At 69.6% G+C, this 20,490-nt stretch carries 21 protein-coding genes, 1 tRNA gene and 1 pseudogene; 11 read left to right on the top strand and 12 right to left on the bottom strand.

Annotated elements, in window-relative coordinates:
* Positions 1 to 58: 58 nt before the first annotated feature.
* The 6 genes from ACIBVL_RS13510 to ACIBVL_RS13535 all read right to left on the bottom strand — a co-directional run bounded on the left by ACIBVL_RS13510 (position 59) and on the right by ACIBVL_RS13535 (position 4,366).
* Positions 59 to 2,176 carry an FtsK/SpoIIIE domain-containing protein gene (locus ACIBVL_RS13510; protein WP_399096766.1) on the bottom strand — a complete coding sequence of 706 codons (2,118 nt, stop codon included), beginning with the start codon at positions 2,174 to 2,176 and terminating at the stop codon, positions 59 to 61.
* Between the two features lie 91 nt (positions 2,177 to 2,267).
* The gene (locus ACIBVL_RS13515) at positions 2,268 to 2,576 is read right to left on the bottom strand and encodes a hypothetical protein (protein WP_399096769.1); all 309 of its coding nucleotides are present in this window, start codon (positions 2,574 to 2,576) and stop codon (positions 2,268 to 2,270) included.
* A 2-nt stretch (positions 2,577 to 2,578) separates the two neighbouring features.
* Positions 2,579 to 2,896: a hypothetical protein gene (locus ACIBVL_RS13520; protein WP_399096772.1), complete on the bottom strand. Its 318-nt coding sequence runs from the start codon at positions 2,894 to 2,896 to the stop codon at positions 2,579 to 2,581.
* 2 nt (positions 2,897 to 2,898) lie between these two features.
* A complete protein-coding gene (locus ACIBVL_RS13525; RefSeq protein ID WP_399097235.1) occupies positions 2,899 to 3,246 on the bottom strand; it encodes an RRQRL motif-containing zinc-binding protein in 348 nt (115 codons plus the stop codon).
* Positions 3,246 to 4,100, bottom strand: a complete 855-nt coding sequence (locus tag ACIBVL_RS13530) for a protein spdB (RefSeq protein WP_399096775.1) — start codon at positions 4,098 to 4,100, stop codon at positions 3,246 to 3,248. Before ACIBVL_RS13530 ends, ACIBVL_RS13525 begins: the two co-directional genes overlap by 1 nt.
* The gene (locus tag ACIBVL_RS13535; protein ID WP_399096778.1) at positions 4,097 to 4,366 is read right to left on the bottom strand and encodes a DUF6284 family protein; all 270 of its coding nucleotides are present in this window, start codon (positions 4,364 to 4,366) and stop codon (positions 4,097 to 4,099) included. Before ACIBVL_RS13535 ends, ACIBVL_RS13530 begins: the two co-directional genes overlap by 4 nt.
* A 472-nt stretch (positions 4,367 to 4,838) precedes the next feature.
* Here ACIBVL_RS13535 and ACIBVL_RS13540 point away from each other — a divergent pair, with 472 nt between their 5' ends.
* The 3 genes from ACIBVL_RS13540 (at position 4,839) to ACIBVL_RS13550 (ending at position 6,343) form a co-directional block, all read left to right on the top strand.
* Positions 4,839 to 5,606 carry a GntR family transcriptional regulator gene (locus ACIBVL_RS13540; RefSeq protein ID WP_399096781.1) on the top strand — a complete coding sequence of 256 codons (768 nt, stop codon included), beginning with the start codon at positions 4,839 to 4,841 and terminating at the stop codon, positions 5,604 to 5,606.
* Positions 5,603 to 6,172 carry a GNAT family N-acetyltransferase gene (locus tag ACIBVL_RS13545; RefSeq protein ID WP_399096784.1) on the top strand — a complete coding sequence of 190 codons (570 nt, stop codon included), beginning with the start codon at positions 5,603 to 5,605 and terminating at the stop codon, positions 6,170 to 6,172. Before ACIBVL_RS13540 ends, ACIBVL_RS13545 begins: the two co-directional genes overlap by 4 nt.
* Positions 6,173 to 6,263: 91 nt before the next feature.
* Positions 6,264 to 6,343, top strand: a tRNA-Ser gene (locus ACIBVL_RS13550).
* Between the two features lie 138 nt (positions 6,344 to 6,481).
* Here ACIBVL_RS13550 and ACIBVL_RS13555 read toward each other — a convergent pair.
* Positions 6,482 to 6,820, bottom strand: coding sequence for a YciI family protein (locus ACIBVL_RS13555; RefSeq protein WP_399096787.1), 339 nt, complete (start codon positions 6,818 to 6,820; stop codon positions 6,482 to 6,484).
* Positions 6,821 to 6,981: 161 nt separating this feature from the next.
* On the bottom strand, positions 6,982 to 7,260 hold the full coding sequence (locus tag ACIBVL_RS13560; protein WP_399096790.1) for a hypothetical protein: 279 nt from the start codon (positions 7,258 to 7,260) through the stop codon (positions 6,982 to 6,984).
* A 111-nt stretch (positions 7,261 to 7,371) separates the two neighbouring features.
* Here ACIBVL_RS13560 and ACIBVL_RS13565 point away from each other — a divergent pair.
* Positions 7,372 to 7,826 (top strand): annotated as a pseudogene (locus tag ACIBVL_RS13565) (tyrosine-type recombinase/integrase); the annotation flags it as partial.
* Between the two features lie 229 nt (positions 7,827 to 8,055).
* The gene (locus ACIBVL_RS13570) at positions 8,056 to 8,445 is read left to right on the top strand and encodes a hypothetical protein (RefSeq protein WP_399096793.1); all 390 of its coding nucleotides are present in this window, start codon (positions 8,056 to 8,058) and stop codon (positions 8,443 to 8,445) included.
* Positions 8,446 to 8,640: 195 nt separating this feature from the next.
* On the opposite strand, the gene ACIBVL_RS13575 is transcribed toward ACIBVL_RS13570, so the two are convergent.
* The 3 genes from ACIBVL_RS13575 to ACIBVL_RS13585 all read right to left on the bottom strand — a co-directional run bounded on the left by ACIBVL_RS13575 (position 8,641) and on the right by ACIBVL_RS13585 (position 13,195).
* Positions 8,641 to 10,680: a TerD family protein gene (locus ACIBVL_RS13575; protein ID WP_399097238.1), complete on the bottom strand. Its 2,040-nt coding sequence runs from the start codon at positions 10,678 to 10,680 to the stop codon at positions 8,641 to 8,643.
* 833 nt (positions 10,681 to 11,513) lie between these two features.
* Positions 11,514 to 12,395 carry an SDR family oxidoreductase gene (locus tag ACIBVL_RS13580; protein WP_399096796.1) on the bottom strand — a complete coding sequence of 294 codons (882 nt, stop codon included), beginning with the start codon at positions 12,393 to 12,395 and terminating at the stop codon, positions 11,514 to 11,516.
* A 197-nt stretch (positions 12,396 to 12,592) separates the two neighbouring features.
* Complete coding sequence (locus tag ACIBVL_RS13585; protein WP_399096800.1) at positions 12,593 to 13,195, bottom strand: hypothetical protein; 603 nt, start codon at positions 13,193 to 13,195, stop codon at positions 12,593 to 12,595.
* 371 nt (positions 13,196 to 13,566) lie between these two features.
* Between ACIBVL_RS13585 and ACIBVL_RS13590 the strand changes: the two genes are divergently transcribed.
* Positions 13,567 to 14,187: a hypothetical protein gene (locus ACIBVL_RS13590; protein WP_399096803.1), complete on the top strand. Its 621-nt coding sequence runs from the start codon at positions 13,567 to 13,569 to the stop codon at positions 14,185 to 14,187.
* Here ACIBVL_RS13590 and ACIBVL_RS13595 read toward each other — a convergent pair.
* Positions 14,177 to 15,094, bottom strand: a complete 918-nt coding sequence (locus ACIBVL_RS13595) for a bifunctional DNA primase/polymerase (RefSeq protein WP_399096806.1) — start codon at positions 15,092 to 15,094, stop codon at positions 14,177 to 14,179. The two genes, ACIBVL_RS13590 and ACIBVL_RS13595, sit on opposite strands and share 11 nt — an antisense overlap.
* Positions 15,095 to 15,384: 290 nt before the next feature.
* Here ACIBVL_RS13595 and ACIBVL_RS13600 point away from each other — a divergent pair, with 290 nt between their 5' ends.
* The 5 genes from ACIBVL_RS13600 to ACIBVL_RS13620 all read left to right on the top strand — a co-directional run bounded on the left by ACIBVL_RS13600 (position 15,385) and on the right by ACIBVL_RS13620 (position 20,463).
* Complete coding sequence (locus ACIBVL_RS13600; RefSeq protein WP_399096810.1) at positions 15,385 to 16,311, top strand: bifunctional MaoC family dehydratase N-terminal/OB-fold nucleic acid binding domain-containing protein; 927 nt, start codon at positions 15,385 to 15,387, stop codon at positions 16,309 to 16,311.
* The gene (locus ACIBVL_RS13605; RefSeq protein WP_399096813.1) at positions 16,308 to 16,700 is read left to right on the top strand and encodes a MaoC family dehydratase; all 393 of its coding nucleotides are present in this window, start codon (positions 16,308 to 16,310) and stop codon (positions 16,698 to 16,700) included. Before ACIBVL_RS13600 ends, ACIBVL_RS13605 begins: the two co-directional genes overlap by 4 nt.
* Positions 16,697 to 17,866: a lipid-transfer protein gene (locus ACIBVL_RS13610; RefSeq protein WP_399096816.1), complete on the top strand. Its 1,170-nt coding sequence runs from the start codon at positions 16,697 to 16,699 to the stop codon at positions 17,864 to 17,866. Before ACIBVL_RS13605 ends, ACIBVL_RS13610 begins: the two co-directional genes overlap by 4 nt.
* Before the next feature lie 226 nt (positions 17,867 to 18,092).
* Positions 18,093 to 18,641, top strand: a complete 549-nt coding sequence (locus ACIBVL_RS13615) for a SigE family RNA polymerase sigma factor (protein WP_399096819.1) — start codon at positions 18,093 to 18,095, stop codon at positions 18,639 to 18,641.
* Positions 18,642 to 18,783: 142 nt separating this feature from the next.
* Positions 18,784 to 20,463 carry a long-chain fatty acid--CoA ligase gene (locus ACIBVL_RS13620; RefSeq protein ID WP_399096821.1) on the top strand — a complete coding sequence of 560 codons (1,680 nt, stop codon included), beginning with the start codon at positions 18,784 to 18,786 and terminating at the stop codon, positions 20,461 to 20,463.
* The last annotated feature ends 27 nt before the right edge of the window (positions 20,464 to 20,490 follow it).

The following is a 20,490-nucleotide window of genomic DNA, read 5'->3' on the forward strand; positions in this document are numbered from 1 at the left end:
AGGGAGCCTTTCAGGGAGTTCTCCCTGCCTCCCTGGCTCGGGGAGGGTGCGCTTCCCTCTATTCGGCGGCGGAAGCGGAACCGTCGCCGTCGCGGTTGGCGAGTGCGCGCAGGACGCGGTCACGGGCGACGACCATGCGGCCGTCGGACTTGTAGGGCTCCGCGCCGTGGGCGTCCAGGACGCGCTTGAGGTCGCCGTTCGTCCAGGTGCCGTAGGCGTCCTCGTTCAGCGCGGCGAGCCGCTTGAGGACGTCGGTGGTCGGCACCCGCGCCGCGTCACCGAGGGCGGCGGCGATGTCGGCGAGCGGGTCACGCTCGGCGCCCCGCTCGATGGCGTGCAGGGTGGTGACCCCGTCACGCAGCGCCTTCGCCCGGTCGGCGATCGCGTGCGCGTCGTCGGTGCTGATGTAGTGCGTGCGGACCGTGATGGACGCCTGCCCGGCAGGGATCTCAATGCCGTCGGAGGCGACGACCACGGTTCCCTTGTCCAGGCCGGGGCGCAGCAGGTTCGGGGCCGCCCCGCCGTCGACGGCCTTGTCCCCCAGCGCCATGCGGGCCTGCGACTCGGTGCCCAGGGCGAGCGACGCACGCGTGTGGGCACCCTCGCGGACGAGCTTGGGGAGGTTCTGGTCGGTGGGGTCCTGGGTTCCCTGCCACATCAGCACGTTGACCGCACGGCCCTGGTTGTGGATCTTGCGGACGGCGGTGAAGTACCGGGACTTGGCCTTGGACCCGCCGTAGGGGCGCTTCTCGTCGTCCACGGCCGGGCACATGAACGCCACCTGCGCCTCGTCGACCAGCACGATCAGCGGCGGGAACTGCGTTCCGGGCGGGGCCTGGAGGCGGCGGTTCATCTCGTCGACCGCGCTCTCCACCATTTCGGTCACCTCGATCACGTGCTCATCAGTGGGGCCCTGGATGAGCACGGTGGCCAGTCCGTCGAACATGGCCCAGTCGCCGGCGCCCTTGAGGTCACCCATCAGGAACTGCACCGACCGGTCCAGCGCCAGCCACAGCGCGAGCGCACGCAGCGCGGCGGTCTTGCCCTGGTTGGACAGACCCGTGATCAGGAAGTGCCGCTGATACAGGCTGATGGATGCGGCGTCCCCGCGCAGGTCCTGACCCCACGGGGCGCGGCCCTTGGCGTAGTCGCCGGTCAGGGTCTCGTCGGTGACCAGCGGCGACGGGCCGATCGGCTCGTCGAGCGCTCCGGAGTCGGCGACCCACAGCCGCACCGTGCGGGCGGCGGTGGGGATGGTGATGAACACCTCGTGCTCGTGCCGGGACAGGTTCTCAGCGAGCTTGCGGCGACGCTGCTGGATCTCGTTCGTGGACACCCCGGACGGGAGGGTGACGTCGACTTCCACCCCGCATCCAGCGATCACGATGGGGGAGAGCATGGACGCGCCGGCGTCCCCCATTTCCTTGATGGCGTTGCGCATGGCCGGGATACCGAGGTCGCGCAGGGCCTTGACCACGATGGACGGGGTGATCGGCTCACCCTCACCGTTGCGGACCCGGTCCGGCATGACCCATGCCGGGGCGGCCTGCTGCTTGCTGCCGACCGCCCACAGCGCAAGCAGGGCGAGGAATGGCCCGAGGGACACGGCCGGCCCCCACACCACCTGAACGATCGTCATGAGCAGGTTGATGAAGTCCACGGTGGCCATGAGCGGGGTGACGACGTCCGTCACGTCCTTCGTGGCGATGGCCATGACGACCCCGAGAGCGACGAGAGAGCCGATGCCCATGCCGGTGGTGACCAGGGCGCCCTTGGCCGCGTCGACCGGGGAGTGGAGCAGGTCCATGCGGCGGCGGTGGCGGGCGTCGCGGTAGCGCTGGGCCCGCTCCTCCCACTCCATCGCCGCGTCCATGTTCCCCGCGGCTTCAGCCGCTCGCATGAACCGCTCGTAGCGGGCGGCGGTCTTGCCATCCCACGTGCGGCGGCCCACGATCCTCGCCCCACCGACGACGTACAGGCCGTGCCGGGCGACGGCGCGGGCGGCCGTCTTGGTGTTCTCGTGCGTGACCGCCTGCCTTATGGCGCGCCCGGAGCGGACCCACAGCGGCACGGGCGCCGACGGGGCGGGGTCGGGGACCACGGTCAGGGTGGTCACGGTGGCGGATTGGGGGGACGGGTCGGTGTTCTTGTGCAGGTGGACGATGGTGTCACCCATGGCGGGAGCACTCCTGACTGCCCCGGAGGGGGCGGGAAGTCGAGTGGGGGCGCCCCGCCCGGCAATCGGGGCGGGCGGGGCGGGCGAGGGTTCAGCGGGCGCGGCGGGCGCGGTTCTCTGCGTGGCTGAGCTGGGATGGCTCGGTGCGGGGGCCGTCGAGCCAGCAGAACGGGCGGATACCGTCGGCCGCCTTGAACACGCGGATGGCGGTACCGGGGGCGGCGTGCGGGAGGGCGTAGACGCGTCCACCGTCGAGGGAGGCGAGCAGGCGGGCGCCGTGATGCTCACAGCCGTCCGCGCCCGCGTTGAAGCGGTCCAGCACGGTCACCGCGACCGGGCCGACACAGGGCGTGGGGTCTTCCGGGTGCGCGGCGGGGCAACGGCGGCCGGTGGGCGGCATGCTCACCACCACCCGGAGGACTTCTTCGCTGCCTTGGCGGCGGCGTACTCGCGCACGATGCGCTGACGCTCGATGTGCAGCGCGGTGATCTCGGCCGTCAGCCGGGTGACCGCCTGCTCCGAGACGGACTCCAGCCGGTTCTCCTGCCGGGTCGTGCTCCTGCCGCGCAGGACCCGGTACGAGCCCCCGGCGAGCGCACCGAGGACGGCGCGCCGCTCGCTGCTGTTCAGGGCCCACATCTCGCCCCGGCGGACCGCTTCCAGCTTGCGGTTCGTCTTGGCTATCTCGCGGTCGATGCTGCGGGTGTCGGGCTTGCCCATGGTCAGGCACTCCTCAAGGAGTCGGAGGGTTCGGGGTAGGCGCAGGGCACGCACGTGCCGAGCGACGGCGGGATGACGTATCCGGCATCGCATCGGCAGTGCGGGCAGGTGCGGCGGGCAGTGTTGGCCTTGGCCAGAGCCGCCCACCGCGCGGGGGTCATGGGCCGTACCGGCTTGGCCAGGTCGACCCGGTAGAGGTAGGCCACCAGCGGCGGCCGGCGGCGGCGCGGCCGTTCGAGCTGTGCGGCCACGTCCTGACCGCCGGGGCGCAGGCCGCGCGCCCGGAGCTGTCGGCGGGTGGCGTAGCCGTCCGGGGCGAGGCGCCACCGGTAGACCGGCAGCGCCCCCATCAGACGACGCGCTTCCACGCGGCCCGCAGGCGGACCTCAGAGGCGGAGTGCCCAGAGGTGCGGAAGCGGACTGCCATTTCGCGGTAGGACAGAGCGGGGGTCTCGCTGTGCCGGATCTCGTCCACCAGCGCGTCAAGCTGAGCGTCTGTGAGCGCGGGGCCCGCCTCCAGCGCGGGAACGGGCTCTGTCGGCCCCCACACGGGCAGCTCCCATGTGGGTGTGACGTCGGGCGTGACGCGGGCCGTCACGCTGGTCAGCGCCCTGCCGGTGTCCTCGCCCCGCCGCGCCGTCTCCAGCTCCGACCACGCCCCGGCGAGGGTGGCAGCGGTCTTGGCCTGGACGCGTGCGACGCGGGCACCGGCCTGCGTCACGGCCGTCAGCCGCGTCTCCTCGGTGGCCGCTTCGGCGCGCAGCCGGGCGCGGGCCACGGCCGCTTCGTCGCGGGCCTCCTGCTGGATGCCCCGGATGGCACCGAGGGCACCGGGGGTGAGAGCGGTGCGTTCCCACAGTCCGTGGACCAGCCACAGAGCCTTCGCGGCGACCGGGAGCCACGCCACGGCAAGCCACGCGCCGGCGGACTCCTCCGCCAGCAGGGCGTGAGCGACCAGCACGCCCGTGGCGACCATGCCGAAGAACCAGCCCACAGCGGTCACGGTCGGGCTGTGGTCACCCTGCGCGGCAAGGCGGCGCTCGTAGGCGAGGGTGGCGAGCCATCCCCCGTCGATGCCGAGTCCGACGACCAGGGCGACGATCCACGGCATCGCGGTGCCCAGCCACATCACCACCACGGCGAGGGTGAGCACCATCGATACGGCCGTCATGGCGACGGCGGGCAGTACGGTCTTGGCCTTCACGCCGCACCGCCGGGCACGATCGCGCCGGCCGTGCGGTTGGTCAGATCGCGGCGAGCGGCGAGCACCCGGTTGCGGGCCCGGCGGATGCGCCGCGAGTCCACCTCGTTCACGGGGTGGTCCATGGCCTTGATCTGCGCGTCCAGCAAGACGACCTCCGCCAGGATCAGCGAGGACTCCTGCTCAATCGCGTCCAGCTCCGCGTCCGTCGGCTCGATCCAGTCGGCGAACGCGGTAACAACGTCCTGAACAGTGACGATGTGTTCCATGGGTCGTGGTCTCCCTAGCAGGTGAAACGGCCCGGACAGCACCCCCGGAGCGGCTACTCCGGGGGTGCGCGCCGTTGGCTGACAAAGTCCGCGCGGCATGCGCGGTAGCGGCCGCTGAGCAGCGGCCGAAGTGCCCCGGACCGGACTCGAACCGGTCGGGTTGCCGTACGGGGCACGCCGGTCTTCTCCGCCTTGTTTCCGACCCCTTCGGGCAGGCGGACCACGGGTTACCGGCAGTTCCCTGTGTGGAGTTGTCAAAGAACAGACGCTGCCTTCGTACTCACCCCTGCCTGAGCTGGGGCTTTCCTCCGGGCGTAGTCAGGGCAGGCAGGCACACTTGGAGGTGTTGCACCACCTGCTCAGCTTGTTGGTACAAGCTGATGCAGTGATGCTGCACCGACGGACAGTGATGCGTCAAGGGGTTAGGGGCTGCATGTACCAACAAGTTGCGCGAGTGCGTCATGATGGGGTCATGAAGCAGCAGCCGAAGTACCGGCAGGTGGCCGACATCCTGCGCCGCGAGATCGTCAACGGCACCCACGCGCCTGGATCGCGGTTGCCTTCGGAGAACGACCTACAGCAGCGTTTCGACGCGTCCCGGAACACCATCCGCAATGGCCTGAGTCTGCTGGTCAGTGAGGGGTTGATCTCGTCCAGTCAGGGACTTGGCTACGAGGTCAAGTCGCACGAGGTGTTCGAACTCAACGCGTCTCGCTTCGAGAACCTGACGTTCCCGCAGAACGGCGATGCGTACAACACGGACGTGACGAACGCGGGGCGGCGACCGCACCAGACGTTTCGTGTCGAGATGCTGCCGGCGTCGCAGGAAATCGCTGAGCGCCTCAAGATTGAACCGAGTACGAAGACGGTATTGCGGTTTTGTCATCGCTACGTGGACGACGTTCCTTGGTCCACGCAGGCCACCTACTATCCGTCGTGGCTGGTCGACGCGTCGCCGCGACTTGCTGAGCCTGGAGACATCGAAGAGGGCACAACGCGGTACCTGGCTGCTCAAGGCATTGAGCAGGTTGGGTACTTCGACGAGATCGCGGCCCGAATGCCCACCCCGGAGGAGGCGCGGCTCTTGGAGATCGGAGCGGGTGTTCCGGTGATGCTCTGGACGCGAACGGGTTACTCGGCGGACCGTCCCATCCGGTGCACCATCACGACGTTCCGGGGCGACCTGAACCGGATGAACTACGAGATCGGCAACCTAGCCGCCCGGAGCGAAGACACGTGATCATCACCCCCGCAGAGCCGCACGACGTATCCAAGCTGTTGGCCTTCCGTGAGGAGGCCGCAGCTTGGCTGCGCGGTCTCGGATCTGATCAGTGGAGCCGTCCGTACCCGGCTGACAAGCTGCTGGCCACGATCGAAGCGGGCACCGTGTTCATGCTCCGCGACGGGCACACCACTGCCGGCACCATCACCCTGACTCCGGACGCCGAGGACGGGTTGTGGGCTGACGAGGAACTGGCCGAACCGGCGATGTTCGTCAACAAGCTCACTGTCGCGCGGGAGTACGCCGGACAGAACCTCGGCGGCCGGTTGCTCGACTGGGCAGGCGAACGAGCGTACCGGGCGGGCGCCCAGTGGGTTCGGCTGGACGCGTGGACGACGAACGAGGCACTCCAGCGGTACTACCTCGCCCAGGGCTTCACGTACGTCCGCACAGTCCGGGAGGGCAGTGCGGTGAACGGCGGACCACGTGTCTCCGGGTGGCTTGCGCAGCGAGCCGCACGGCCGGCAGACCACGGATTCACGGACCGTACGCCCGCCCCGGAGCGACTCCCGTTCGCAGCCTGAGGAACTCCCGCCCTGCACCCCTGTGGCCATCCTCTGGCCAACATCGCTCGACCAGCAGGGCGCAATGTGTCGTAGACGCAGGTCAGAGCGTGGATGGCTGAGTGAAGCCGGATGGTCTTGAAAACCGTCGTGGCAGCGATGTCACCGTGGGTTCAAATCCCACCGTCTCCGCAGGCGAACGGCCCCTGACCAGGTCATTTGGTCAGGGGCCGTCGTATTGCGAGGTGCCCGCTTGGCACCCTTGCTCACCGCAGTTCCCCGGTGGGTCGGGCACGGATGGGGCACGACCTTTTGGTCCGGATCGGTGGCTCAGCTCTCCGGGTCGTACATGATCTCGCGCACCTCCTGTGCGCACCGGCACGCCTCGGCGATCTTCGCAGCCCACATCAGCGCGTCCTCGCGCGACGGGACCTCGATGATCGAGAAGCCGCCGACGACCGCCTTGGTCTCGGGGAACGGTCCGTCCGTGACCGTGCCGTCGGTGGCCACGATGCTCGCCTGCTGACGGTCCACTCCGGCACCGAAGATCCAGACACCTGCGTCCTTGGCCTCCTGGACCACCCGGTGGGATGCCTCGCCGACCGCCGGGAAGTCCTCCTCGGGGAAGTTCATCGATCCGTCGTCGAACGAGATCAGGTACCGCGCCATCGAGTTCGCCTCCTTGTTCAGCGGCCACCCGGCCGCCTCGTCGCTGCTCCCGGTTAGACGGACTGCGTGTCAGGTTCTCATCGGTCGTCTCGCCCGGTTTTACGAGAGGTCGGCGGAGTCTTAATGGCCGATTCAAGGGGCTCTGTTTGTCGCCGGTGTTGTCAGGCGTCGGTGTCGGCGGCCTCTTCGAGCAGGTACAGGGCGTGGTTGTGGAACCGGCGGTCGGCGTCGCGGCATGGGGCGTTGAAGAAGGCTCGCTGAGCTCCGGCAAGATCGCAGTTCAAGAGTCCCATGGTCACGAACACGGCTTCCACGCCGTGGCACCCGTTGTCTTTGAGGAACTGCTGGAGTGCGTCACTGTCGCCGGTCGCCTCCCAGACGGGCCGGGCGGTTTCCTGCATGGCTGCGATGCGCGCTGATCGTTCTGCGTCGAAGCTCATTGGACCGCCTGTCTGGGATGGGTCCGCAGACTATCGCCGGTGGCGGGGCCCGTTGGCCCATTTTAGGGTGGAGGGCCCACAGGACATCCACGGTGGCGGGCGAGGGCGATGGCGGCCGGGACGCGGCGCGTGGATGTTGACGTGTCCGGCGGCTTTGTCCTGGTCGACGAAAACCTGGCCGAAGCAAACGGCACCTTGGTGTTAGACACGCCGAAGTCGCATCAGAAGAGGGTGCTTCGCATTGGCGCTCGTGAAGCGGCTCGGTCGGCACCTGGAGACCCTGCCCGGCGGGGATGACGCGCTCCTGTTCACCACGCCCGCGGGGAAGCCCCTGCGCTACACCATTGCCGCAAGGCGTACTTGGACCCTGCCGTGTCGGCGGCCGGGCTGACCGACGTGACCCCGCATGATCTGCGCGCCTTGCACGGGACTGGGTCGCCGACCGGTATGGCGTGACGACCGCCGCTCACCGACTCGGCCACTCGAACGCGAGCGTCACGACCCGGCACTACGCCCGGCCGCTCGCCGGTCGTGATGACCAGGTCGCCGAAGCGGCCGACGCATAGCTCGGCGGGCAAGAAGGGAATGACCCTCCCGAAGCGCACAAGCCGCGGTGAGATGTCTGCAGTTGTGATGCCCCTGGCCAGCAGTACGGTCCGGGGCATCGCTCTGTGCGGTACATGATCGTCATTTGGTGCCCTCTGCTTCCTGATCGCCCACGATGCCTGACTCGCATAGGCGCGTGACCAATTCACATCTATGCGATGTGCATATGCGTCGCTACGCTGCGTGTCCATGGGGAAAGTGGTGCGTCTGTACTGGGGTTACATGGTGGCCGCGGCTTTGGTCGTTGCTTGGAGCCAGCAATGGGCGTTCCCGGTGATCGTGGCTCTATCGGTTGCCGTCTCGGCCTATGCCGCCTTCCAGGTGCCAGTCTGGTGCGGAGCGGTCAACCGAGACGGGCGGACCTACTGCCGTAACAACGCCTATGGCGTGCTGATGGGGTGCTCGAAACGCCAGCACCGGTGGCAGAAGCTCAAGATGATCGTCCTGCGCAGCAAGGTCGGGGACGTGAGCCGCTCCGTTTTTCCAACGGCCAAGGAGAAGTTCAATGGCGCTCTCGCTGTAGGCGGCCTGCTGTCGGCTGTCGCAGCAGTGATTGTTCCCGTTCTGACTGGTGGTTGAGGGGGCACGGTCACGAGCCTGGGGCACGTGGCGGGCGGCGCGGACGACGACGGCTCCGCCGGGGGCTCGTACCCGTCTGACCTGCGGCGGAGCGAACCGCCCGCCGCACCAACTAGAGATCTTGAAATTGGCACGAGCCCCGTGGCCAGCCTGCCCACGAGCCGTGGCCGCGGGCAGGCTGGCCACGGTCGGGCGTCATCCCGTTCCGGCACGTTCCTTCAACGATGCTTGCCGGGGCGTCTGACGGTCCAGGTGGACTACTACGGTGGTGTAGAAGCGGTGCACAGCGTCGTCGACGCTGCGGATGAAGCTGGATTCGGCGTTCCCTCGGCTGCTCCCCATGCCTTTGAGCAGGGACAGGCGGAAGCCGGTGATCTGGGTGTCGTTGTTCTTCGGGAGCATGTCCGCCGGCTCCGGGCGGAGCCGTTCCAGCGTCCCCCGTGGCCCGCCGGTCTCTCCGTCGACCAGGGTTTCGATGTGGAGGTCTGCCGGGGCATCGGCCAGGCGGCGGATGAGGCGTTTGGCCCAGGTCAGTGGGTAGCCCTGCTCGGGTGCGGGGATCTCGATGGAGGTGCGGAGCCTGGCCGTGCGTAGGTCGGCACTGATCGCCAGAATTCCGGGTGCGCCCTCGATCCGGAGCTCAGCCTGAAGTCTGCCAGTGAGGCAGAGCTGATCGGCCAGGCGGCTGCGGCGGGCTTTCGGATCGGCTCCACGCTTGGCGCGCTGGACGGGCAGTACCTTCTGTCCGAGTTCGCCACCGAGGCTGAGGCAGATCTGGCGAACGAGCCGCTCCCAGCTCTCGACCACGTCAAGGGCGCGCGAGTCGCCCTGGCACAGAGTCTCGTCGTCGATACCGTTGCGTACGGGAACCCAGGCCGACCCCATGTTCTGGAAGCCGTGGCAGCCGGAGTTCTCATGGCGCAGGTAGTACAGCAGTTCCTGGAGCAGCCAGGCATGCGTCTTGTCTCCGACGCCCTCGTGCCTGATCAACATTTGTGCCTGGTGGGCGACTTCGGCCCAGGACAGGTGCCAGAGAGCAACCTTGTGCTTGCGCCGACCGTCGATCTTGACGTCGACGAGCGGGCTGCCTTCCAGCGCGACATCGTTCGACAGCGTGACCACGGCCTCGTAGCCACGGCGTGCGGCGATGTCCACGTATGCCTGCACCTGCTCGGGCTTGAGGCCGTTGCCGTTGGTCTTGGTCTCCACCAGCGCGGTCCACAGTTTGCCGGCCCGCTCGACCCGGATCACCCCGTCGGGGCGTCGCGGTGTATCGCCGTGCGGCAGTGAGACCTCAGTGAACGTCTCCATGCGGCCCGCCGGTGCTCCGAACGCCGCCGTGAGTCTCCGGCCGAACTCCGGCACCTGCGCCATCACTGACAGCAGTACCGACGTAGCGCGCATTTCCCGGTCTCGGTCGCTCTTGAGCACCGAAACCGGAAATAGCCTCGCCTGCTTCCAAGAGTCATTGTCCGCCAGAGACTTCCTGGACACCGCGGGCACGGTGACCTTCTTCTTCGCGGTGCGAGGCCGTGCCGCCTTCTTCGGCCCTACCTCGTCGCCAGGCGGACGGGGAGCCGGAACAAGGCCTGGCGTTACCTGTGGTTCCTGCTCAGAGGCCGGAGCCGGAGCCGCCGTATCAGCCTGCTCGCTGCTCTCTGCGTCCTTCAGCGCTTCCTCTGCGCCCGCGTCATCATCGATGTCGACACCGAAGTCCGTAGCCAGGCCAGCCAGCCCGGTGTCGTAGCCCTGTCCGACAGCCCGGAACTTCCACTCTTCCCCACGCCGGTACAACTCGCCGAAGATGATCGCGCTCACCGTGCCGGCGTCATCGATGGCGAACCTGACGAGGCTCTCCCCGCCCCCGTCGGCCAATGTCACCCTCAGGTCTTCCAACTCCCCGAAGCCAGCCCCCTCGTAGCGGCTCGCCGCCACGACGATCCGGTCGATGCCGGACGGGACCGCGGTCAGGTCGAAACTGATCCGGTCCTCATCACCGCTCTCCGTCGGCGTCTTCCCCAGCAGTTGCACACTGCCGTCAGCGGCAACCGGGTTGTTGTAGAAGTAGAAGTCACTGTCACTGCGCACCTTGCCGTGCGCATCCAGCAGCAGGACGGACACGTCCGCATCGCCTTCACCGGTCGGGCTGACCCAGCTCAAGCTCACGATCACCGAACCGGCGTTCTCACTCAGGGCTGCCAACGCCACGTTCGAGCCCTTGACCATCTCGTGCATGAAGCCCCCCAGATCTCGCAACTTGGGCACTTGACCACCTTCGCCCAGGCCACCAACCCCGCACCGCCATCATGTGACGTACGGCACAACGAGAGACTGTAGTACCCGATAACGAGACCGGGGGAGCGTCCCGGAGACAACAAGCGGCGAGAACCAAGAGTCGACAGAGCGGCACCACAAGCCCCGTCATCCCGACTGAGGGCACGCGCGCCAGAAGTGGATCAAGGAACATTCACGGACCTGCTGACATAGTCCCGCCGTCTCACTTTCCGTCTCATTCACCTGCGTTCGCGGTCGTTCAGACGAGACCCGAAGCCGTCCCGGCACCGACAGTCAACCGCCCATGAACGCAGGTGAACGCCCCGGCATGAGCCACGCTGGACCACCACCACAGTTGGAAAGTGTGTGGGGCTACGCGAAGCTGTCACACGCCAGTGGGGCACGCCAGTCCCGCGTGACCGGCCTTTGACCCACGGCACCCAGCCCGGGAGGAGAGCCGCATGGTGGAGAAGGAAACCGCGATCCGTGCCCTGGCACCGCTCGCTGACGAAGCGCATTGGGCACGAGAGTGGCCTGACACACCGACCTGACGCGACCGGCTCCGCCGATGGGCATCTCAGAGTCCTACCACTTGGACCCGGCCGCCGATCCCGCCGAGGCCTTGGGTCGACCCTCCTGCCGGCTACTACGAGCGGAGAGGATGGCGCATCCGAGCGGCCTACTTCTGAGCCGACCTGGCTTTCGAGGTCGAGTACGTGGTCTGCGATCTCTGCGAGATCGGCTGGGTGGAGTCGTCTCACTCCTACGAGTGCTATCAGCGCTGCGGCCTGGCCTCAGCCGCTCTCCGGTCCCTGGGCTGCGCCTACCCCGGAATTTCGGGTGCTGCGGCCGTCTGCGCGGAGGAACTCGTGGGCGCCGCGGAGCCTCGTTCGCAACCGCTGCTGCGTTGCGCGGCTGTCGAGGCGAACGTCGAGGGCTCCGAGCAGGTTGGTGTCGGCTCGTCGCCCGGCGGGAAGCTGCGCACCATCAAGTCCCTGATGCCGGGCGATGAGCACACCGAGGTCGTAACGGCTCAGGGCATCCGTCCCGGCGAGGTGGAACACCCCGGCCGCGTCGGGCTGCGCGACAATCTCCCAGAGGGCAGCGGCCAGGTCTTCGACATGTACGGGGCAGCGGATGTCGTCGGTGAACAGGACCCCGTCGCGGGTGCCGGCCGCCAGATCATGCACCGTGCGTTCGTGCCCGGACTGCCCGCGTCCGAGGATCAGCGAGGTACGAGCGACGACGGCACCCGGCATCAGCAGTCGCACCGCCGTCTCAGCGGCGGCCTTTGCGGCGCCATAGGGGGTGACCGGGTCCGGCAGGCTGCTCTCGTCGTAGCGGACGTGCGCGCCGGAGAACACCGCGTCGCTGGAGACGTGGGCCAGACGGCAGCCTTGCTCGGCGGCAGCCAGCGCCACGCGGACCGCGCCGTCGGCGGTGACCGCCCAGTCGGACAGGCCGCTGGACGCGTTGATGACGACCGAGGGGGCGACGTCGGCAATCAACCTGGCGACACGCACAGGGTCCCGCACGTCGAGCCGATGCCAGGCGGCACCCGAGGACCTGCCGGGTTGGGAGGCGAACGTCGCGGCCGTTTCGTGCCCCGCCGCGATGGCCTGGCGGACCAGTTCGGTTCCGAGATAGCCACTGCCACCGATAACCAGGACCCTCATGGTCGCCCAAGGTAGCGGAGGGAAGCGGTGATGGGCCGGCTCGCCGTTGGGTCGGGTCCTGGTATCGCCTACCCCCGGCGCGAGGCGACCGCGGTGCCGTTCGCGTGCCAGATCCTGAGGGAACGACAGGGGAGTCGCCCCAGAAGACCCGAGCTTCCCAAGCTGAGGGCACTCGTTGTCGTCCACGAGCCCCCGGGTCAGAGAAGGTCCCGCCAGAAGGGGACCGTCGCTCTCGGGTTCCACCCCTCCTCGACGTCGCCGCGCGCCTCGTCGAACTCCCGGTGCATGTAGTCGACCAGGTCCAGCCCGTAATAGATGACGTCGGTCTGCCACATCGAGAGCACCGGATGTCCGAAACTCCCTCGGCCGGCGGGAAGGTATCGGTGGCCATACACCGGTACGAGCATCGGCACATCTGCAAGACGGAGCCGAGCTGTGGCCAGGGCGGCCACGGCATCGGACGGACGTTCACCCCAGGCCTCGTACCAGAACCTGTTGTTCTCGACGTCGAACAGGACTCCCTCGACCGGCCAGTTGAGCCGCTCGCGCAACCCGGCAGGGTCCTCGCTGCGCCACTCCGGCCAAGGCTTGGACCAGGTCTGCCCCTCCTCGGGCGGAACATTGACCGGAAGGCCGGCTGCAAGGAACGCACGGTGATCGTCCGCGAACTCGAAGCCGTGCTCGCGCTCGATGCGCGCGAACTCGGAGTCCGTCAGTCCCGGCTCGAACTCGTAGAGACCTGTTTGTGCCAGGCGACGTGCAGCCTCCGCGCCCAGACGCGTTCCCTCTTCACTGATCACCGGCGCACGCTAACGCGAAGGTGGCCATGTCGGCACCTGATTCAGCAGCGGACCGGGGCTTTCACCGAGCGCAACTCCTCGACGTCGAGCAACCGCGGGGCGGGCAGCCGCCCCCGGAAGGAGCGCAGTGCCTCCAGTGACACGCGAGTCATCGCCTCGGTCGCTTCGGGACCCTCGCCCGTGTGCCCGACGGGCCTGCCGAACCAGCGCCGTCGCAAGTCTCGTCACCACCGTCCTCACTGAGCCACGGCTTTGTCTCGGCTGTGTGACGTAAGGGCTTGCTGGGGTGTCGGGTGAGAAGGGTCGTTGTTAGCGTCCCGCTCCGGGGTGTGGCCGCCTGGGTCGCGCCGTGACCAGGGGGGATGTCCCACATGAAGGCCAATCGACTCAGACCCGTCGTCGTCGCGCTGGCGGCCGTCACGCTGACCGCCGTGCTCACCGGGTGCGAGGGGGGCGCGTCCGACGCGGCGGCGGAGGCCACCACCGCGGCTTCGCCGACCCACGCCTCCCCCTCCCCCTCCGCCGGCACCGGTGCCCCCGCCAAGCCCGCCGGACCCGGCGTCACCGCCGCGCCCGCCACCACCGCACCCGCCAAGGCCGCCTCAGCCCCCACCACCCCCACCTGCGCAGACAAACCCCCCACCCCCGACGAGGTGGACCCCGACGAGCTCGCGCTCTACCGCGTCGAGGAGATCGACGGCATCACCGACAAGGTGAACCTGGTCATTCAGCACGGTGTCTGGGGCTGCCCGGGGAAGGACACGGACGGGGCGCCCTTCGTCGTCACCGGCGAGGAGAGCCGCTGGGCCATGGACCAGGCGGCGTACGTCACCGCCGTCACGCCGATCACGGACAGCACCGAGAACCAGCGCATCGGTGTGCAGGAGCTGATCGACTGGGTCGACGCGCACCCCGACTCCGGCCTGGTGTTCCGGTACGAGACCGGTGACGACGGTGCCATCCACCGGCTGGAGCAGGTCTTCACGCCGTAGGGCGGGCCATGCGGGCCGCCGACGCGATCGTCGAGCGGGCCTCGCGTTCCGTCAGCCCGGTGCGGATCGCGGCCGCGACGAGCGCGTCGGCGAGTGCCTCGCCGATGCCGTCCTCGTAGGCGCGGCAGGCCGCCCAGAACAGCCGGGTGTTGCGCTGGCCCTCGTGGGCCGCGAGGACGAACTGGACCAGGCCCCGGCCGTGCGCGCCACCCGGCCCGGCCCCAGCCCTCGCTCCCGGCCCCGGCGTGCGGGGCGGGGGCAGCAGCAGGCGCAGGAGGGGACGGGGGCAGGGGGCCGGTGCGAGGTGGGCCGTGCCGGGCGCCGTGGCGTAGACGCCGTGGGCGGTGCGGGAGCCGGGGCCGACGAGGTAGCCGCCGGCGCCCCGGATGTCGATGCCGGGGGCGAGACGGCCCGCGGAGTTGGGGACGACGACGTCCGGTGGGCCGGTGAGCCAGAGGTGGCGGCCGCCGGAGGGGGTGCGGACGACGATCGTGGGCGGGATGGTGAAGAGGTGGCGCAGGGCCAGTTCGCGTAGGGCGCCGGTGGAGTCCGTGTCCGACTTGGTGTCCAGGTCGACGCCGATGAGGTGGTGCGGGGGCAGGCCGCAGGCGATGCCGTAGCCGGTGGCCCACGGGGCGGCGGCGAAGAGTTCGCGGATGCGGGCGGGGTCGGTGGAGGCGTCGTACACACCGTGGCCGAAGCGGCCGCATGTGCCGTGGCACGGGGGGTCCTCGGGACGGTGCGGGGAGCGCAGGGCGGGGAGTTTCGTCCGCGACAGGGGAAGGACGGCGAGGCCGCGTTCGGCGGCCGACAGGGCGTGGGCGAGGGCCAGCGTGGAGGCCTGCCGGGGGTGGCGGTCCGGGGGCCGGTCCGGGTTCCGGGTGCTGTGCCGGTCGGTGGTGGCCATGCCTCCAGTGTCGTACTGGTGTTCGAAAATGGGAAGAGGGTCTCCCCCGGCTCGGAGCCGTGCGACGCGCCGAGCCGGGGTGATGGGCGAGAAAAGCGGCCAGGCGACGAAGGAGATCAAGACGACGAAGGCGACCAGAGCAGCCAAAGCGGCCAAAGCTGTCGGAACGTCGCCGGAGCGCCGCCGTAACCCTTCACCGCAGGCGTGTCCGTGTGACCTTGACAGCTCCCGCTATCTGACGGACAGTCAGAAACCTGTCGCGGCAGCTGTCCCGAAGGGAGCGACGATCCGTGGACGACGACGGGCTCCACCCACGCCTGAAGGCCTACGAAGGCCGTCCCGCCGCCGTCTCCGGCACCGGCCGGGACCCCGTCAACGCGCCCATGATCCGGCACTGGTGCGAGGCCATGGGCGACGGCAACCCCGCCTACACGGGGCCCGACGCGATCGCCCCGCCCACCATGCTCCAGGCGTGGACCATGGGCGGCCTCGGCGGCCACGCCGGCCGCGCCCGGCCCTACGAGGAACTGCTCGCCCTGCTCGACGAGGCGGGCTGCACGGCGGTCGTCGCCACCGACTGCGAGCAGGAGTACGGCCGCCCTCTGCGCCCCGGCGACGAGGTCACCTTCGACACGGTGATCGAGTCGGTGTCGGAGCGGAAGACCACCAAGCTGGGCACCGGGTACTTCGTCACCACCCGGACCGACGTCAGGTCCGGCCCCGACCTCGTCGGCACCCACCGCTTCCGCATCCTCAAGTACGCCCCCGCCCGCCGCCCGCCCAAGCCGCGGGAGCGCCGCCCCCGGCCCGTCGTCAACCGCGACAACGCCGGCTTCTGGGAGGGCGTACGCGACCACCGTCTCCTCCTCCAGCGCTGCACCGCCTGCGCCACCCTCCGCTTCCCGTGGCTGCCCGGCTGTCATGCCTGCGGCAGTCCGGAGTGGGACACCGTCGAGGCGAGGGGCGAGGGGAGCGTCTTCTCGTACGTCGTCATGCACCACCCGCCCTTCCCGGCCTTCACGGAATCCGATCAGCCCGCTGACGCGGCGGGGCCGTACGCGGTCGGGCTGATCGAACTCGCCGAGGGGGTCCGGATGGTGAGCAACGTGGTCGGGGTGCCGTACGACAAGGTGCGGATCGGGATGCCGGTGCGGCTCGAGTTCCGGCGGTACGACGACGAGTTGACACTGCCGGTGTTCCGGGGGGTGACGGGGTGAAGGCGGGGGAAGTGCTGCCGCCGCTCGAGATCGAGGTGACCCGGACCCTGATCGTCGCGGGCGCGCTGGCCTCGCGCGACTACCAGGAGGTGCACCACGACCCGGAGGCGGCCCGCGCCAAGGGCTCCCCGGACATCTTCATGAACATCCTCACCACCAACGGCCTGGTCGGCCGCTACGTCACCGACCACTTCGGCTCCACGGCGGTGCTCCGCAAGGTCGCCATCCGGCTCGGGGCGCCCAACTACCCCGGCGACACCATGGTGTTGCGGGGGGTGGTCGAAGAGGTCCGGGACGGGGACACGGCCGTGGTGCGGATCACCGGCGACAACGGCATCGGCCGGCACGTCAGCGGAACGGTCACCGTCACGGTGAGGAGGACGACGTGAGCGTACGCACGCGTGACGACCTCGGAGGACGGGCCGCGATCGCGGGGATCGGGGCCACGGAGTTCTCCAAGGACTCCGGGCGCAGCGAGCTGCGGCTGGCGGCGGAGGCGGTCCGGGCGGCGCTCGACGACGCGGGGCTCACGCCCGCCGACGTCGACGGTCTGGTGACGTTCACGATGGACACCAGCCCGGAGATCACCGTGGCGCAGGCCTGCGGGATGGGGGAGCTGTCCTTCTTCTCCCGGATCCACTACGGCGGCGGGGCGGCCTGCGCGACCGTGCAGCAGGCGGCGCTCGCGATCGCCTCGGGGGTGGCCGAGGTGGTGGTCTGCTACCGCGCCTTCAACGAGCGTTCGGGCCGCCGCTTCGGCTCGGGGGTCACCCACCGCGAACCCACGGCCGAAGGGACCGCGCTCGGCTGGTCCCTCCCCTTCGGGCTGCTCACCCCGGCCTCCTGGGTGGCGATGGCGGCGCAGCGGTACCTGCACACCTACGGGCTCACCCCGGAGGAGGCCTTCGGGCCGGTCGCGGTCACGGCCCGCCGGCACGCGGCGGCGAACCCGGCGGCGTACTTCCACGACCGCCCGATCACCCTCGCCGACCACGCGGGCTCCCGCTGGATCGCCGAGCCGCTCAGGCTGCTGGACTGCTGCCAGGAGACGGACGGCGGCCAGGCGCTCGTCGTCACCTCGGTGGAGCGGGCCCGCGACCTGCCGCATCCGCCCGCCGTGGTGGCGGCGGCCGCGCAGGGCGCCGGGCGGTCCCAGGAGCAGATGACCAGCTTCTACCGCGACGACCTGACCGGCCTGCCCGAGATGGCCGTGGTCGCCCGCCAGCTCTGGCGCACCTCCGGGCTCGCGCCCGCCGACATCGACGTGGGGATCGTGTACGACCACTTCACGCCGTTCGTGCTGATGCAGCTGGAGGAGTTCGGCTTCTGCGCCCCCGGCGAGGCGGCCGCCTTCGTCGCGGCGGACCGGCTGACGCTCAACACCCACGGCGGGCAGCTCGGGGAGGCGTACCTCCACGGGATGAACGGCATCGCGGAAGCCGTACGGCAACTGCGCGGCACCTCCGTCAACCAGGTGCCGGACGCGCGGCGGACCCTCGTGACGGCGGGGACGGGCGTGCCGACCTCCGGCCTGGTCCTGACCGCCGACGGCTGAAATCCGTCCGGCGTCCCGGCTGAAATCCGTCCGGCGCCCGGGCGGAACTCCTCCGGCGCCCGGCGGAGCTCCTCCGGTGTCCCCCAGGGGGCGTCCCGTAGTAGTCGCCCTCCTCTCGTCCACCTTCAGGAGGTGGAGCCGGCACCACCCCTACAACCTGAGGCGGACCCGCCTTCGGGACCTGCGGGCGATCCGCCCGACGGTGGTCCGCTTCTAGCGTGGAGCCATGACCACACCCGTCTGCACCAGCGCTTCGAACGGCATGAGGCGGCCTTCTCCGTACCCGTCCTTCGCGTCGTACGTCAGAGCCCGTCAGCCGGTGCTGCTGCGTACCGCCCGGTCGCTGACGGCGAACCAGAGTGACGCCGAGGACCTGCTGCAGACCGCGCTCACCAAGACGTACGTCGCATGGGAGCGGATCGAGGACCACCGGGCGCTCGACGGCTATGTCCGCCGCGCCCTGGTGAACACGCGCACCTCGCAGTGGCGCAAACGCAAGGTCGACGAGTACGTCTGCGACGAGCTGCCGGAGCCGGAGCCGGCGCTCGGCGAGGACGACCAGGCCGAGCGGCAGGCGCTGCACGACGCGATGTGGCGGGCGATCATGAAGCTGCCCGACCGGCAGCGGGCGATGGTAGTCCTCAGGTACTACGAGGACCTCAGCGAGGCCCAGACGGCCGACGTGCTCGGCGTCTCCGTGGGCACGGTGAAGTCGGCGGTCTCCCGGGCCCTGGGCAAGCTGCGGGAAGACGCTGAGCTGGGGCTTGTCCGATAGCGGCGGGAGGTCCTGCTCCGACCGTGGCGTCGCCGCCGTCCGATCGATCGTCTCCCCCCAGTGACAATCGATCGGCTCTCCCTAGTGACATACCGCGCGGTATGTGCGCAGAATCAGGCCAACCGTTGACACCGCGCAGGCAATGACGCCGCTCTGGGAGGACGCCGTGCTGAGCACCATGCAGGACGTACCGCTGCTGATCTCGAGGATCCTGACCCATGGGACGACGATCCACGGTTCGTCGCGGGTGACCACCTGGACGGGCGAGGGCGAGCCGCACCGCCGTTCCTTCGCCGAGATCGGCGCCCGCGCGGCCCAGTTGGCCCACGCCCTGCGCGAGGACCTCGGAGTCGAGGGCGGCGAGCGCACGGCCACTCTCATGTGGAACAACTCCGAGCACGTCGAGGCATACTTCGCGATTCCGTCCATGGGCGCGGTCCTGCACACCCTCAACCTCCGCCTCCCCGCCGAGCAACTGGTCTGGATCGTCGCCCACGCGGCCGACCGGGTCGTCATCGTCAACGGCTCCCTGCTCCCGCTGCTCGCGCCCTTGCTCCCGCACCTGAAGACGGTCGAGCACGTGATCGTCTCCGGCCCCGGCGACCGCTCCCTCCTCGCGGACGCCCGCCCGCAGATCCACGAGTACGAGGACCTGATCGCCGGAAAGCCCACCGACTACGACTGGCCCGAGCTGGACGAACGCGCCGCCGCCGCCATGTGCTACACCTCCGGCACCACCGGCGACCCCAAGGGCGTGGTCTACAGCCACCGCTCCATCTACCTGCACTCCATGCAGGTCAACATGGCCCAGTCGATGGGGCTCACCGACCAGGACACCTCACTGATCGTGGTCCCCCAGTTCCACGTCAACGCCTGGGGCCTGCCGCACGCCACCTTCATGACCGGCGTGAACATGCTGATGCCGGACCGCTTCCTGCAGCCCGCCCCGCTCGCCGAGATGATCGAGTCCGAGAAGCCGACCCACGCGGCCGCCGTCCCCACCATCTGGCAGGGCCTCCTCGCCGAGCTGACCGCCAAGCCGCGAGACGTCAGCTCCCTCACCCAGGTCACCATCGGCGGCTCCGCCTGCCCGCCCTCCCTGATGTCGGCCTTCGACGACCTGGGCATGCGCGTCTGCCACGCCTGGGGCATGACCGAGACCTCCCCGCTCGGCACCATCGCCCGCCCGCCGGCCCAGGTCGTCGGCACGGACGAGGAGTTCGCCTACCGCCTCACCCAGGGCCGCTTCCCGGCAGGCGTCGAGGCCCGCCTCACCGGCCCCGGCGGCGAACGCCTCCCCTGGGACGGCGAGTCGGCCGGTGAACTGGAGGTGCGCGGCCCCTGGATCGCCGGCGCCTACTACAACGGCCCCGACGCCGAACCCCTCCGCCCCGCCGACAAGTTCAGCGAGGACGGCTGGCTGAAGACGGGTGACGTCGGCACCATCTCCCCCAACGGCTTCCTCACCCTCACCGACCGCGCCAAGGACGTCATCAAGTCCGGCGGCGAGTGGATCTCCTCGGTCGAGCTGGAGAACGCGCTGATGTCCCACCCGGACGTCGCCGAGGCAGCCGTCGTCGCCGTCCCCGACGACAGGTGGGGCGAGCGCCCGCTGGCCACGGTCGTCCTCAAGGAGGGCGCCGCCGCCGACTTCGAGACCCTGCGCGCCTTCCTCGCCGAGGAGGGGAAGATCGCCAAGTGGCAGCTCCCGGAGCGCTGGACGATCGTGGAGGCGGTCCCGAAGACCAGCGTGGGCAAGTTCGACAAGAAGGTGCTGCGCAGGCAGTACGCGGAGGGCTCGCTGGAGGTCACGCAGCTCTGAGGACGGTCCGCTCCGGGCGCCGTCGCT

Source organism: Streptomyces sp. NPDC049687 (assembly GCF_044465285.1).
Lineage (GTDB): Bacteria > Actinomycetota > Actinomycetes > Streptomycetales > Streptomycetaceae > Streptomyces.